Source organism: Nocardia sp. NPDC055165 (genome assembly GCF_053606985.1).
The window spans coordinates 15,464-30,279 of sequence record NZ_JBSGSS010000011.1 but is presented as its reverse complement, the minus strand read 5'-3'; the positions used below and the strand labels follow the sequence as shown (position 1 = coordinate 30,279).

Genomic DNA, 14,816 nt, shown 5'->3' with positions numbered 1-14,816 from the left:
GGGTATGTAAATTCTCGTGTCAATGCCGAAAATCGTCGATCACGAAGAGCGTCGCCGCGCGATCAGCGCTGCGGCGTGCCAGGTCATCGCCACCAAAGGCTTGGCGCACACCACCGTCCGCGACATCGCGGCCGAGGCCGGATGCACCACCGGCATGGTCGTGCACTACTTCGCGGACAAACGCGCTGTGCTGCGAGCGGCGCTCGGCGCGGCATCCACCGCTGTCGCAGACCGTGTGACCCGCATGGCCCCCGAGTCCGCCGATCTGTACGAGCTACTGAGCCAGTGCCTGCCGATGGACCGAACCCGTCGCGTCGAATGGCAGGTGTGGATCGCCTTCTGGGACTGGGCCGCCCACGACCCCGAGCTCGCCGGCGAACAACGCGCGCGTTACCGAGCCTGGCGCGAGGCACTCGAACTGGTCCTGACCTCCGTCGGCTACCGGCCGGGCCCCGACCTCGGCAACGCGGCCGAGTCCCTCACGATCCTCATCGACGGTATCGGCATCCAGGCAGTCTTCGACCCTGAACGATTCCCCCCGAAACGTCAGCTGGAACTCCTGCGAAACCAGGCCGAACCGATTCTGGCCGAGCTCGCGACGGAATCCTGAATTCGCGCGATCAGCAGGCGATGTTGGTCGCGCCCGACGACTCGAACGAAATGTGCACGTGGTCATAGTGGTTCTGCGTCGGGCTGCCGCGATCCTCCATGTAGGACCAGCCGTTGCCATCGTTGTATCGCTGCTGCCAGATCACGTAGGTGACACCGAAGCGCGCCTTGTTGGCCAGCACGAAGTCGGCGATGGTATTGCCCAGGGCAAGGTTGCCCGTCATCACGTCGAGTGCTTGCCCCGCGCCATGGTCACCGTCATAGCGACCGTGCGCACCACCGATGTCGGAGACCCCGAACATCTTCTGCAGCAGGTTACCGACCTGCGCCACATGCGGCAGAGTCCCGTTGAACTCCGTCCCGCACAACACCTTCACCTTCAGTGCCGACAACGCCGCCATCTCGTCATCCGCCCGAACGATCGGCCCCGGCTGCGGCGCATCGTGCGTCGGCGCGGCGGCGATCGGGTCGAGCTCGATGGCCGACGTCGACAGCGGTTCGACCGAAGCCACCGCCTCGACCTGCGCACCCGGCCGCATCACCATCATCAACATGCCGGGAACAGTCGCCGCGAGACTGCATACGGCCAGCGGCAGCCGACTCTTGGGAGCCGACGGTTTGCGATGCGAAGCAGTCACGTTGTCTATCACCAGTCATTGTCGAGAGCAGGTCACCGTAAGATTACGAAATGGTCGCGGAAAAGTCACGCCCAGATACGCACCAACAGTTGGACCAGCATCTATCACCCAGCGCGATCCCGCAATCCTTTCGCCGCGTGTCGTTACAAAGACGGCCTGTCGCGATGATCGGCGCAGTGGTTTCGCACCTCTCCGGGACCAACCCGTCAAGGATCGGCATCGCGAGGTCCTCCGCGATCCCGCGTCTGCGTGGAAACCCTTCGATCCCACCATCTGGGAGCCGGATTCTGTAGTCGGGTCGAACTGCCGACGCGCGCTATCGGCTTGTTCGCCGGGCAGCGGTCCAGCGCACTCGGACTGCATCCGTCCACCCACCGGCTGCCGGACATACCACCTCTGACGAGCACCGCACCGAATGTCGGTGCCCCTTGCTACTTTTCGTGCATTCGATCTCCACGAGCTCAGCGAGGACGCATGACCGCCGAAACCACCTATCTCGAACTGTCCGACGACGCGGGCTCCTCGCACAAGTTCTACGAGGTAGTCGTCACCGGAACGAACGTCAACATCCGCTACGGACGCATCGGCGAGCAAGGTCAGTCCAAAGCGAGCTCCTTCGCCACCGAGGATAAGGCGAAGTCGGCCGCGCAGAAAAAGATCGGCGAGAAGGTTCGCAAGGGCTACGCCCCCGCCGTCATGGGCGCGCGCGAACGCCGCACCGTCACCCGCCGCAGCATCACCAGCCAGCGCTCCACCGCGAAGTCGGCCCCCGTGCTGTGGCGTTTCGATTCCGGCGCCGCCGCCTTCGGCATCTTCGTCGACGAGCAGCGCTGCTGGGTCGGCAACGAGGACGGCGAGGTCTTCACCCTCTCCCCCGCCGGCGTCGTCACCAACAGCTACAGACTGCCCGACGCGGTCAAATGCATCGTCGCCGACGACTTCTGGATCTACGCGGGCTGCGACGACGGCCGCGTCTACGACCTGTCCGGCAAAGTCCCCCGCGCCGCCTACGACGTCTCCGCCGACGACGTCTACTGGCTCGACATCCACGACGGCATCCTCGCCGCCTCCGACTCCGCGGGCGGCCTGACCGTCATCGACCACGAAGAGGAATCCCTCTGGTCGGCCCGCAGCAAGGGCAACTCCGGCTGGATGGTCCGCGTCGACCCCACCGGCGTCTACCACGGCCACAGCGCCGGCGTCACCAAGTACCACCTGGAAACCGGTCGCTCCCAGTGGAATTCGTCCACCCGCGGCGCGGTCCTGTTCGGCTGGCAGGAATCCGACACCGTCTACGCGGGCACCTCCCACAACCAGGTCGAGGAAATCACCAAGCAGGGCACCGCCACCCGCACCTACCAGTGCGACGCCGCCGTCTTCTCCTGCGCCGCCTCCCCCGACGGCCGCTATGTCTTCGCCGGCGACTCCCACTCCTCGGTCTACTGCTTCGACGCAACCGGCACCCGCCTGTGGAAACTCGCCACCGGCTGCGGCTCCGCCTACTCCATGCAGTACCACGACGAGAAGCTCTACCTGGTCACCACCTCCGGCGCCCTGTCCTGCCTAGACGTCAGCGAATCCGCCATCCGCGACGCCGACCAGGGCGTCCTCCCCACCACCCGCTCGGTGAAAGCCCCCGAATTCTCCGCCGTAGCCCCCAGCACCACCCTCGAACTCACCACCGACGTCGGCACGGGCGTCATCGTCGAATGCCTCCAACACGGCGACTCCCTCCGCGTCCACGTCATCTCCCCCGGCTACGACCCCGGCTGGAACGTCCAATTCCCCCGCGACATCCGCCTAGCCGGCGCCCGCTACGTCGTCGACGCCGTCTCAGAATCCGCCCGCGGCGGTTTCTACCGAGTCCGCGGCGACATCCGCCGCCTGGGCTGAGTCCCCCAGCGGCCCAACCCCGACAGGTCACCACCCATCCCATCGACTAGCCGACGACGGTGACCTGGACTCCGATCACCGCATCGGAACACACGCCCGACGTCGCAGCCTCACCGCCAGCCACGAACGACTACCGTCCGCCAGTCACGAGATGACGGCCGTGGCCGGCGGCGGGCTGTGTAGTCGGACCGGTCAGCTATTACGCCGAGTGCCGATGCCGCAGGTTGTGTCCGGTCTCGTGTCGCGTGTCTCAGTCTTCGTCCGGGCTCAATGCCGCCAGAGTGACGAAGATCGGCACCCCCGGTTCCGCCGTGATCCCCCGCCCGCGCAGAAACGCATCGATCATCCCCCACACCAATTCGTGCACCCTGCTGACGAATTCTGCGGAATCCGGTTTCGCGTCACTCAGCCACAGATCGGTCAGCACGATCATCACACCGACGATCGCCCGCGCCAGATATTCGATTCCCTCGGCATCCAGGGGAATCGAGTCCGCCACCGCCCGAGCCCTTTCCGCGAAGCGACCCGCCACCGCACTGGCGAGGTCGTACTGGCCTGTCGCGCCCTCACGATTCGCACTAGTCTGCGTCAGGAAACGGAAAACATTGGGGTGGGCCAGAATTCCGACGGCATAGTCAGAGAGCGCGCGATCGATAGCGACGCTGGGCGGCTGCAACAGCAGGGTCAGATCGGTTCCCGTCGCGGCGAACGCGGAGTCGGCGAATCGAGCACCGATGGCCGCATAGAGGTCACCTTTGTCGGTGAACTGCCGATACAGCCGCGGCTTCGTGATCCCGGCCTCGACCGCGAAAGCATCCATACTCGGATGAGGCCCGTCTCGATCGAGCACCCGAATCGCGGCGTCGACGATGACATCCCGGCTCACCGGCGGAGGTCGTCGACTGGCGCGGGTCACGGTCGAGAACGATACACGTACCAGCAGTACGATCGGGTTTTTCCACACAACACAGGTGAACTGCTCTTTACAGAACGCACCGCGTACCGGCAGTATCGTTGTCCGTACCGGCAGTACGAACTTCCGGACATCGCATCGAAGGAGACAGTCCGTGTCGGATGCCCTGCGCCAACTCACCGCAACACTCGGCGCCCCACCGCCACCCGACTTCGCCACCCTCACCCCCGACGAGCTGGCCCTCCTCGACACCTACGTCCGCGCCGCCCTCGACCACCGCAAGGCCGCCCTCGACGGCGCCCTCGACTCCGGCATGCGCCTCATCCCCCGCCTGGCCCGCCCCGCCGTGAAGAAGGTGCTCGGACTATGACCGCGACCCACCACACCACCGTCGAACTCACCAAACTGGCCCGCGTCCTCAACCGCGACCCCGCCGACCTGGCCTTCATCGCCACCCTCCCACCCGCGGCCCTCCGCGAATTCCGCGACCAGATCACCGATCTCACCGCCCGCCGCGAAGCCCGCCGCATGCAGCGAGTCGGCGCCGCCGCCAAACTGGTCCCCGCCCCCATCGCCGCCAAGATCACCGAAGCCGCCTTCGGCCCCGTCCTCGCCGCCGCACTCGCCGGCTCCGTCGACCCATCCCGCGCCGTAGCCATCGCCAGCGCCCTCTCCCCCAGTTTCCTGGCCGACGCCACCCTCACCCTCGACCCCCGCCGAGCGGTCGAACTGATCGCCCAGGTACCCGGCCCGATGGCCGCAGCCGTCGCCAGCGAATTGATCAGCCGCGGCGACTACCTGACAATGGGCAACCTCGCAGGCTCAGTCCCCGACTCGGTCCTCCGCGCAGCCCTCCCCCACGCCTCCGACCTCGACATCCTCCAGGTCGGCTACTACCTCGAGGAAACCTCAGCAGCCGACCGCCTCCTCACCATCGTCACCGACCGAGTCCCCGGCGTCATCCGCGCAACCCACGACGCAGGCGAATGGCCCAAAGCAATCACCCTGCTAGCCCTCCTCGGCCCCACCGAACGCTCAAAACTGGCAGATGTCGTAGCCGCCCAAGACGACGAAGTCATCGACGGCCTGATCGCCGCAGTAGAAGAAGTCGACGCCTGGGACACCCTCCTCCCCGTAGCAGCAGGCATGTCCCCGCAACCCCTACAACGCCTGGCCCAACGCCCAGCCATGCAAAACCCCACCCTCCTCACCAAAATCGCCAACCTAGCCCTGACCCAAAACCTCTGGCTCTCCCTGCTCCCCCTAGCCACCCACCTCTCCCCCACCCAACTCCACACCGTCGCCGCCCGAGTAGCCACCGAACCCGACGACTCCCTGACCACCCTCATAGAGCAAGCCCACGCCGAAAGTCATTGGCCCACCCTCCTGCCAGTAGCCCTCGCCCTCTCCGACCCGGACCGCAAACGCCTGGCTTCCCTCCCGGTAATGCACCGCCCCGCCTACCTCACCGCCGCCATCGAAGCCACCGCCACCCACAACCTCTGGCCCGAAGCCCTCCCCCTCCTCAACGACCTCCCCATCACCACGCACGACACGCTCGCGACCACCATAAACACCCTCACCGACAACGAATTCCGAGCCGCGGTCCAAGCTGCCCCCACAGCCGATTGCGCCACAACCCTGATACAAATCCTTCTCCGCCAGGACCTCGCCGCTCGATCCCGCTCCCTCACCCTCCTCAACGAAGCCGACAACCTGGAAACCCTTGTAGGCACCATCACCACGCAAGTTCCCGCCATCTGGCAAGGCTTGTCCGGCATCCGCACAGAAATCCCCGAACAACTTCGCAACCTGCTCGTCGCACAAGCAACTCGATGCGGTCAACCAGAACTCGCGGACAAGCTGACGGCCAGCTGATCGTCCAGAGACCTATCAGCATCCTTGCGACGAATAAGTCGTGATGGATGGCTGTGCGGGATATGTATTGCGGGACAGCATGTTCCGAATCGAGCAGAGCCGGAGAGCATGGGGTTGAGCGATAGCCTGGTCATCGCGGTCGGGCAATCAGGGTTGTCGGCGTGGGAAAAGGAGTCGGATAGGGAACATGCTCGCCCGGACCCGGCAGCCCGGACCTACGCAGCCGTTGTGTCGCGGCAGTAGTCTCCTCCGCGCCGGTGATGGTCAGCTGTGTGCGTGCCGCATCAATCGCGGACTCGATGGCCGAAGTGCACCAAGATCAACGACGAGGGGCTGCCCGCCATTGATCCGCGCTACCTGCTGGAATTTCTACTGAGTCGAGCCACCACAGCACGAATCGGACAACCGCTTCGGCCCACATCGCACCGACCATCAGCGCTGCAGCCTGGCCGACCTCGCCGTGCCTATCCCTTCGCTGGTAGAACAACAGTCGATCGTCACCACGTTGGTCGACCGGGAATCGCGCATCGAGTCCCTGCGGGCGGCGCTCCACTCGAAGGAGAACGCTCGGTACATGCTCGCGGACGGGCTACTCGGTAGCGAACTCGCGATGGACGAAGGCAGCAACCGAGCGACGGGTCCGACAAGGATTGAGTCAGCTTCCGCTACCCGGCGCCTTGCCCCACAACAACTTTCGCGTTTTCAGGAGCGTCTGCCACCAAGTTGATGTGGGCATTGACAAGTACCGACCGAGTAGCTGGACGACCAATCGTCCGATCCGGAGGGTCAGCCATCGTGGACCGGCTCCGGGTTGTCGACTGGCTCCTTTCGACTCCTCGCCGAGCCAGATTCACTGTCGCCGAGGCGAATAGGATCCGAGCCACTCGGCGCAGCGCCCTGGTCCATCTGTCAGGATGTGAGTACGGGCACGTGCAGTAGGGGTCGATGCTCGTTGCAGGATTTCTGCAAGTTCGGGATCACGGGCCGATGGCCGTCAGGAGGGATGAGATTGACCAGCGCACACGGCGAAGTCACCATGCCGACCCAGGTTCGCCAGGTCGATCGGGCACTCCGGGATATCTATATCGACTCCGCGCTATTGGATATCAGCGATCTCGACGGTCGGCCACCCTCGGAGGTCGAACCGCGCGCGCTGTCACGCGCGCTCACCGCCCAGGCCGTCAGGGTCGTCACCGGATTCAGTCACCACGAGGCCGCCCTCACAGTGATCGACGGGGCGTCCGACCAGGGCATCGACGCGATCGCGGTGGTCGATGGCACGGACCCGCACATTTACCTCGTCCAGGCGAAATGGAGCAAGGCAGGTAAAGCACACAGCGATCGTTCGGCGGTCATGGAGTTGCTGGCGGGGTTGCGGCTGATCGACGATGGCGACTTCGAGCCGTTCAACCCCCGCGGCCGCGCACTCGCCGCACACGCCCACGCTGAGATGAACCGGCGGCCGGTTCCTGTTACTCAAGTCATTGTGCTGATGCGGGCCGACGAGGTAACAGCCGGCTTTACCGACGCGTTGGTCAATGGAGAGAAAGAGTTCAATCGACACGGCAACGTCCTCGACCATCGGATCATCCTTGCCCGCGAGGTGTGGGAGTCGATCCGAAACGATCTGACACCGCCGCCGGTGAATCTGGACGTGGAGCTGTTCCCGTGGTTCGAGATCGGATCGCCGCATCCGTCCTTCCATGGCGTGGTGAACGCCGCAGATATCGCTCGCTGGGTCGAAACCGGATCAGACCTCTTCAGCGCTAACATTCGAAATCCTCTCGGTCGGACACCCATCAACAATGAGTTGATCACGACATTGACTGAGGAGCCCGCAAACTTCTGGTACTTCAACAACGGCGTCACGGTGCTCTGCGAGGAAGTCGAACGAACCGCACACAACATGCGATCACCGCATAATCGGCCACTGTCACTGATGCTGCGTGGAGCAAGCGTCGTCAACGGCGCGCAAACCGTGAAGTCGATTGCAGAAGCTGTTCGCCACGACGATGCGGCCGGAGAGGCGCAGGTCAGCGTGCGCATCATCGTTACCGGCGCGGCGAAAGATTTCGCCAAGCGAACAACGCAGGCGACCAACCGTCAGAACCGGGTCGAGGCACGCGACTTCATCGCTCTAGAGCCCCTGCACGCGGCAATCATGGAGGAGATGCGCGCCGAACTCGGACTCGAATACAGCGTGCGGCGGGGTGAACTCGAGCCGCCTGCGGACGCGGGCTGTTCAGTGGTGGAGGCAGCGTGCGCGCTGGCATGCGCTCACCCTGACAGTCAATACGCGGCGCGAATCGCGACGACGTTGGATGTGTTGTGGGAGCGCGGTTCTCAGGGCATTCACGATGTACTGTTCCGTCCGCGGCCCAGCGTCTACCAGTTGTGGAACGCGGTACTGATCCTGCGCGCCGTGCAGCGCACCTTGCATCAATTGCGAAGTCGTTTTGCGCGCCGTGGGGTGGTTCTGATGGATCACGGTATGTATCTGCTGACCCATCTCGTGTTCCGGAAACTCGACGCGGACGGATTCGATGAGGCCGATCCCGATCTGGCATGGTCCGCTCAGGCGATCGGACGAGTTCCAGACCTGGTGAAGCAGCTGGTTCCACAAGTGGCGACGACAATTGACGAGCGTTTCGGGGACCGTGCGCGCCTGCAGGCGGTGTGCTCGGACATCGACCGATGCAGAGAGATTGCTGAGTACGTTTTGTCCGGCGACACACCGTTCTCGGATGCGAAGGCACGTCAGTACCGCAGGAGCACCGCACCACGACCCCGCCGCCGCCCAAACGCCGTGACAGTGTTGATAGACAAGGGGATTCTGGCCGAGGGCACTGTACTCGTCCTGTCAGACAACTTCCCGGTGGAGACAGCGGCATTGGCGAGCTGGCTGGCTGCGGATCCCAAGCGCACACGGGCAACGTGGGTCGCGCACCGGCAGCGCCCCGTCCTGTGGGCGGCCGACGGCAACCAATACTCCCCGTCTGGTCTTATCGCGCACATGTGGGAGCTCGCCGAATGGACGGGTCGACCGGTCGCCAACCAAGGCACGACCCGGTGGATGACACAAAGCGGAGAAACCTTGGCGGATCTGGCTGGGCGGGTTCTCGACCAACTCGAGGATTCCACGGAAGACGCCGAGTAGTGACCTTTCCAACCACGCCTTACCGCCGGCGTTGGATGATTGCAGCAATCGCAGGTACTCGGTGATCCGATTTCGTCGACGTGGGAGGTCGAATGGAGTCCAGGTTTCGGCAGATGCGGCACCCTGAGCATCGAGCTGCCACCAAGGCGTTGGCACGCGAACCCCATGTCAACGAACTCAACAGCTATGTGGGTGAGCTCAGAAATCGGTATACGGAGCGGTTCGTTCCGCTTGTATCCCCTGAGTTCGGTGGAGTTCAGGCACGACTGATGTTATTGACGCTATCGCCCGGACGCCAGACTCGCGACGATGTCGCGCAAGGCTCTGGATTCCTGTCGGCCGACAACACCGACGTGGCGGCGGAGCGGATCTCAGCCGCGCTCGAATTTTCCGGAATCGACCGCCGCGACTGCGTCCCGTGGAATATATACCCCTGGTATGTCGGAAATTTCCGGAGTCACTCCGGTACCGAACAAGCGAGAATGCTCAGGGAAGGAGCAGATCTTTTGATTCAGGTGATCGCTCGGTTGCCCCGCCTGCGGTCAATCTTCATATTCGGCGACTTACCCCGACAAGCATGGGGCCACTTCGCGCAGCAGTACCCGCGAACCAATCGGATGCTACATAGGACCCACCATCGCAGTACCGGACCGGCTGGCTACATCGGTTCGCGGGAACAACAAGCGGTGTGGCAGCAACAGCTGCTCGACAAGATGGTTCGGGCGAAGAAGTCATTGGACCAGCGGTGAGCGATTTTCATCCTGCGTGGCCCGAGCACTGCTGTCCATCGAGTCCCTGCTGGTACGACGCTTCCTGGTCGGCCGCTCCACCTCCTCGAAGCCGAGGGAGTCCGATTCTCCCCAGACGGCCGCCCTGATTCGACCCAGCGCCTCAGCCCCGCCGAGCTGAAGCAGCTGCAGTCCAACCAAGTGCCGGTGTGAAGCGCCGCTCGAGACCGGAACAGTCACACTCGCCTCTCCTCAGAGCTCATCGAGCAACGCCGAAACCTGTGCGGACAATGGATTATCCGGGCCACGCAATACCAGCAGATCATCGCGCAGCGGCTGGAGTATCCGGCGCGCGTCGGCGGACGCACCGGCATCGAAGTACAGCTCACCGAGCGACAGCCGCATTTCCAGGGCAGCCTCGCTACAGTCGCCGCCCGCGGCGACGATATCGCTCAGCAGCTGGTTCATGACCGCGAAACCGCCGTCGATATCGCCGATCTGCATGCGACAACTCGCAGCCATCGAACGCATCTCCCACGCCGACTCGCTGAACCGGCCTTCCGTGCGCCGGTAGGCCTCGGCGAGCGATTCCAATTCTGTTCGAGCCCGGCGGTATTCGCCACCGAGAACCCACGCGCCGACCACCTTTCGGCGGAGCTCGAGCACATCGACGTGGTCGGCACCCCGAGCGTCGGCGGCACTGTTGATGACCGCTACCAAGGCATCCGCGGCCTGCGCGAAGCGGTCGGCCTCGACCAGTTCCTCGTATCGATGCAGGGCGGTGTCGATCGCAGTGCGCAGGTGCAGTGGTGTCAGCGGCGCGGTGATTTGCACGGGAGCGGCGGACAGTTGGGTCGGCTCGACCTGCGAGGTTTCCAGTGGGGCGTTGGGGCGGCGGAAGATCCGAGTGGGGTCGGGCAGTCCCGGGAGATACAGCTCACCGGGTGGGATCGGGGCTCCCGGCGCGGGCAGGAATGGCAGCAGGCGTTCATAGACCGCGTAGGCATCGGCAGGGCGGTCGCGCGGATCCTTGGCCACCAGGGCCAGCACCAGTCGCTCGAGGTCTATGGGAACATCGCCGCGGAATTCACGCAGGCCCAACGGAGCTACCTCGATGTGCATACGTTGCACCTCGTAGGGCGAATCGTGCTCGAAAAGTGGTTTTCCAACCACCATTTCATGCATAAGGCATCCCAGCGAGTACAGATCGGAGCGGGGCGTCACCGGGTGGTCGTGAATACGTTCCGGCGACATATAGCGCAGCGTGCCGATCTGCTGACCGGTTCGAGTGATCTTGGCCGCGCTCTGATCCAGAATGGCGGCGATCCCGAAGTCGATCACCTTCACCGAGCCGTCGCGGGTGAGGAGCACGTTGTCGGGTTTGAGGTCTCGGTGCACGACCGGTAAGGCATGCGCGTGCGAGAGCACGGTGGCGATCTGCGCCGTGACCGCCGCGACCCACGACAGTGGCAGCTGGGCATCGGGGTCGAGGTAGTCGCGCAGGGTGACACCATCGATCAATTCCATGACCAGGTAGACATTTTCGAACGAGGCATCGAGCACCGCGTCGTACACCTGCGGCACTCCGTGGTGCCTGATGCGGGCGGTGACCCGAGCTTCGCGGCGAAATCGCTCGGTGAACTCCTTGGCGAGTTCGCCGGTTTCCACCTGGTCCACCCGGATCCGTTTGATCGCGACCGGCCGGTCAAGCACGATGTCGTAGCCCCGCCACACCGCGCCCATGCCGCCCGAGCTGATCAGCGCGGTCAGCTCGTAGCGTTTGTCGATCAGTTCCCGCATCTAGTCCCCTGCTGCGTTATCGCGGCTCATGCCGCCCCTGTGTCACCATGTTGCCTTCTGATCATCCGCCACGCAGCCCGACCGAGTTGCCGATCGAGGGTCGCCTTGAATTTCGGGTCCGATTTGCTGAAGTACCGCTTACCGAGGTCCACCTGGGTGGCGTAGTTGTCGATCATCTTGTTCTCGAAGACTTCCTCGAACTTGCCTTGGAAGTCTTCTTCGTTGCTGTTGGCGAGGGCCGCGAGCTGCAGGTCGGGGTCGTCGAGCGCCTGCTGGAACGGTGCAGCGACGTCGGCCTCGGTGAATTCGGTGCCGAATCGCTCGTTGAACTGCGAAATCAGTTCCGAGAGCAGCGACTTCTCCGGTTCCTGCGCACCACCGGTGCCATCGCCGAATCCGGGCAGCACCACCGCGCCGTCGGCGCTGAGACTCAGGTCGAGTTCGCCGGTCTTCTGCAGTTTCAGGTAGCTGAGATCAACCTCGCCGACATCAACGCCACCGTCGGACCGCCGGGGCAGCACATTGAGCAAGTGCTTGCCGTAGAGGTGGAGCAGTTCGAGGTCGATGTCGCGGTAGGGCACGATCTGGGCGAGGAACCCGTACTTGCGGACGTAGTCCTTGAGGTCGGATCGGAAGGCTTCCGCCTGGTCCACGTCGTCTTCGTCGTCGCTGTGTAGGAGTTCGGCGAAGCGGTTCACTGCGGGAGCCAGGTGCACATACAGCTCGGCGTGCAGCTTCTGCCATTTCGCCTGCGAACCGGCCGCCTGCTGTTCAGCCTGCAAATAGGCGTCGGCGAAGGCGCGCATCTCGGCCTGCAGCAGGATCGGCGGGACCAGTACCTTGTCCTGCGCGAGGTAGAGCAGGTTCGGGTCGGTCGGCATCGACTCGGCCTGTTCGTAATACGGCCGGAACGAATTCTGGATGTCCTCACCGTCGTTGACGAAGTCGAGGACCACCAGGTCGTCCTGCGTCTTGCGTTCCTGGGTGCGGTTGAGCCGCGAGAGCGTCTGCACCGCCGCGATGCCCTTGAGTGACTTGTTCACATACATGGTTGTGAGCAGCGGCTGATCGAACCCGGTCTGATATTTCTCGGCGACCACCAAGATTCGGTATTCCTGCTGGCCTTTGCCACCGGAGCGGGTGGCGATGTCGTCGGCGCGGGTGTAGCCGAAGGCCTTGGGCAGCTGGGATTCGGAGAGCCCGCCGTTCTCCTTCGATTCACTCGTCTCCTCCCCTTCGAAGTCGAGCGGGCCCGAGAAGGCAACGAGCACGCCGAGATCCGGGTACTGCTGGCCGTAGCCGGTGAGGTCGAGATGGTCGCGGATGGCGCGGGTCATCGCGACAGCGCTCTTACGAGAGTCGGTGACCACCATGGCTTTCGCGCGACCCCCGAGCCGACCGCGGGTGTGGGCGATGAAATGTTCGACAACCACCTGTGCCTGCTGGTGCACCGTCGACGGGTGGGTGACGGCGAACCGCGCCAGCAGCGATTTCGCCTTCGCTTCGGGCACCTCGCGGTCGTCGGGGTTGTCGTTGACCAGACGGTAGAAAGTCTTGTAGGTGGTGTAGTTGCGCAGCGGGTCGAGGATGAAGCCTTCCTCGATGGCCTGGCGCATCGAATAGGTGTGGAACGGTTGATATTTGTCGCCAACCAACGTGCCGAATGCCTCGAGTGTCTTGGCTTTCGGTGTCGCGGTGAACGCGAAGTAGGAGAGGTTGCCCGCCTGGCTGCGGTCCTCGGCTTTGCGCCGCAACCGTTCGTCCACCGTCAGTTCGACAGAGCCCGAGTCTTCGTCGTCAGCGTCGAGCCCGAAGTCGCGCAGCGCGGCCCGCACCGCCGTCGCCGCATCACCGGACTGTGAGGAGTGCGCCTCGTCCACGATGATCGCGAACCGCCCGCCCAGCAGTTCGGTCGGTGTGCGCTTCAGGTAGTCCAGCAGCGCGGGGAAGGTATGCAAGGTGACCGTGATGATCTTCCCGGATTCCTGCGAGAGAGCTTTCGCGAGCTGCCCCGATTTGGCGCCCAGCTTCTCGTCGATCTTCACCACCAGACCGTGCACCCGTTCGAACCCGCCCACGGTTTCGCTGAGCTGGCTGTCCAAGTTGCGGCGGTCCGTGATCACGATGATCTTGTCGAATACCGGTGTTCCCGGCTGCAATCCGGCCGCGTGCGCCGCCGGATCGAGCTGGGCGGCGTCAGTCGGTGTGTGCAGATCGGTGAGACGGTGTGCGAGCCAGCCGATGGTGTTCGACTTCCCGGAGCCGGCCGAGGCCATCACTAGATAGTTATGTCCCGCACCATGTTTCGCGGCATGTGTGGTGAGCTTCTTGACCACATCCCACTGGTGATAGCGCGGAAAGATCGTCGAACGGGTCGACTTGCCCGACGGGCCGGACGAGGACTGGGTATGCACGAACCGTTCCAGCAGGTCCAGCCAGTTGTCCGGATGCCAGATCTGTTCCCACAGATACGCTGTCGCGTGCTTGCCGTCCACCGGACTCGGATTACCCGCCCCACCCGGCTGTCCCGGCCCCTCCGATCCGGTATTCAACGGCAGGAACCGGGTGTTCTTGCCCTTCAACTGGGTGGTGACGAATGCCAGCAGCGGGTCGACCGCAAAGTTCGCGATCACCCGCTGCCGGAAGATCAGCTCGCTCGGATCCCGTTCCTCGCGATACTGCCTCTTCGCATCCTCGACGGTTTGACCGGTGAGGGGGTTCTTCAACTCGGCGGTGGCGACGGGGATTCCGTTGAGCAGTAAGGCCAGATCGAGACGGTTGCCCTTGTCTGCCAGCTTGGTGGCATACGGGAGCTCCCGCACCACCGTCAGCCGGTTCGCCCGGTAGCTGTCGAGAGCGTCGTCGGAGGTGACGAGGTTTGGCTTGAAATACGCCACCCGGATGCGGACGCCGTGATCCTTCACGCCCGACCGCAGAACCTCGATCAGACCCTTCGAGTTCAACTGCTGATCCAGCATTCGGGTGAAACCACGCTGGGCTTCATCGGCGTCGCCGCCGTAGTAGAGGACGAGGTCATCCCACTCCGGCTGCTGGGTCGCGGCGATGAAGGTGAACAGCTCCCCCATATCCAAGCCCACGTCCGCGCGATACTCGTGCGGATTGCCCGTACGCCAACCATTGGCGAGCATGGAGGCGACGATGGCGTCGCCGAAGACGAGTTCGCTGTGGACTGGACTCAT

The 14,816-nt window shown here is 63.9% G+C and carries 10 protein-coding genes; 6 read left to right on the top strand and 4 right to left on the bottom strand.

What is annotated here, in order from left to right; genetic code table 11:
- The first annotated feature begins 22 nt into the window (after positions 1-22).
- Entirely contained in the window at positions 23-610 is a 588-nt protein-coding gene (locus tag ACWFRF_RS22580) for a TetR/AcrR family transcriptional regulator (RefSeq protein WP_452452085.1), read from the top strand.
- A 10-nt stretch (positions 611-620) separates the two neighbouring features.
- On the opposite strand, the gene ACWFRF_RS22575 is transcribed toward ACWFRF_RS22580, so the two are convergent.
- The gene (locus tag ACWFRF_RS22575; RefSeq protein WP_379315913.1) at positions 621-1,247 is read right to left on the bottom strand and encodes a hypothetical protein; all 627 of its coding nucleotides are present in this window, start codon (positions 1,245-1,247) and stop codon (positions 621-623) included.
- A 474-nt stretch (positions 1,248-1,721) separates the two neighbouring features.
- Here ACWFRF_RS22575 and ACWFRF_RS22570 point away from each other — a divergent pair, with 474 nt between their 5' ends.
- Entirely contained in the window at positions 1,722-3,140 is a 1,419-nt protein-coding gene (locus ACWFRF_RS22570; RefSeq protein ID WP_378992456.1) for a WGR domain-containing protein, read from the top strand.
- A 250-nt stretch (positions 3,141-3,390) separates the two neighbouring features.
- Here ACWFRF_RS22570 and ACWFRF_RS22565 read toward each other — a convergent pair whose 3' ends face one another.
- Positions 3,391-4,233, bottom strand: coding sequence for a TetR/AcrR family transcriptional regulator (locus ACWFRF_RS22565; RefSeq protein ID WP_452452083.1), 843 nt, complete (start codon positions 4,231-4,233; stop codon positions 3,391-3,393).
- On the opposite strand from ACWFRF_RS22565, the gene ACWFRF_RS22560 reads away from it, so the two are divergent.
- From ACWFRF_RS22560 to ACWFRF_RS22545, 4 genes are all read left to right on the top strand, one after another.
- Positions 4,208-4,423, top strand: a complete 216-nt coding sequence (locus ACWFRF_RS22560) for a hypothetical protein (RefSeq protein WP_452452081.1) — start codon at positions 4,208-4,210, stop codon at positions 4,421-4,423. The genes ACWFRF_RS22565 and ACWFRF_RS22560 overlap by 26 nt on opposite strands.
- Positions 4,420-5,931: a hypothetical protein gene (locus ACWFRF_RS22555; protein WP_452452079.1), complete on the top strand. Its 1,512-nt coding sequence runs from the start codon at positions 4,420-4,422 to the stop codon at positions 5,929-5,931. Before ACWFRF_RS22560 ends, ACWFRF_RS22555 begins: the two co-directional genes overlap by 4 nt.
- A gap of 1,003 nt (positions 5,932-6,934) precedes the next feature.
- Entirely contained in the window at positions 6,935-9,088 is a 2,154-nt protein-coding gene (locus ACWFRF_RS22550; protein ID WP_452452077.1) for an AIPR family protein, read from the top strand.
- Positions 9,089-9,201: 113 nt separating this feature from the next.
- Complete coding sequence (locus ACWFRF_RS22545) at positions 9,202-9,837, top strand: uracil-DNA glycosylase family protein (protein ID WP_379313860.1); 636 nt, start codon at positions 9,202-9,204, stop codon at positions 9,835-9,837.
- Between the two features lie 231 nt (positions 9,838-10,068).
- On the opposite strand, the gene ACWFRF_RS22540 is transcribed toward ACWFRF_RS22545, so the two are convergent.
- A complete protein-coding gene (locus ACWFRF_RS22540) occupies positions 10,069-11,616 on the bottom strand; it encodes a serine/threonine-protein kinase (protein WP_379313859.1) in 1,548 nt (515 codons plus the stop codon).
- 26 nt (positions 11,617-11,642) lie between these two features.
- Positions 11,643-14,816, bottom strand: coding sequence for a type I restriction endonuclease subunit R (locus ACWFRF_RS22535; protein ID WP_452452074.1), 3,174 nt, complete (start codon positions 14,814-14,816; stop codon positions 11,643-11,645).

What these genes read in the sequence shown, in the direction of transcription:
- ACWFRF_RS22535 (WP_452452074.1), bottom strand. Translation starts at nt 14,816, where the DNA reads ATGAGTCCAGTCCACAGCGAACTCGTCTTCGGCGACGCCATCGTCGCC.
- ACWFRF_RS22570 (WP_378992456.1), top strand. Translation starts at nt 1,722, where the DNA reads ATGACCGCCGAAACCACCTATCTCGAACTGTCCGACGACGCGGGCTCC.
- ACWFRF_RS22550 (WP_452452077.1), top strand. Translation starts at nt 6,935, where the DNA reads ATGAGATTGACCAGCGCACACGGCGAAGTCACCATGCCGACCCAGGTT.
- ACWFRF_RS22540 (WP_379313859.1), bottom strand. Translation starts at nt 11,616, where the DNA reads ATGCGGGAACTGATCGACAAACGCTACGAGCTGACCGCGCTGATCAGC.
- ACWFRF_RS22555 (WP_452452079.1), top strand. Translation starts at nt 4,420, where the DNA reads ATGACCGCGACCCACCACACCACCGTCGAACTCACCAAACTGGCCCGC.
- ACWFRF_RS22580 (WP_452452085.1), top strand. Translation starts at nt 23, where the DNA reads ATGCCGAAAATCGTCGATCACGAAGAGCGTCGCCGCGCGATCAGCGCT.
- ACWFRF_RS22545 (WP_379313860.1), top strand. Translation starts at nt 9,202, where the DNA reads ATGCGGCACCCTGAGCATCGAGCTGCCACCAAGGCGTTGGCACGCGAA.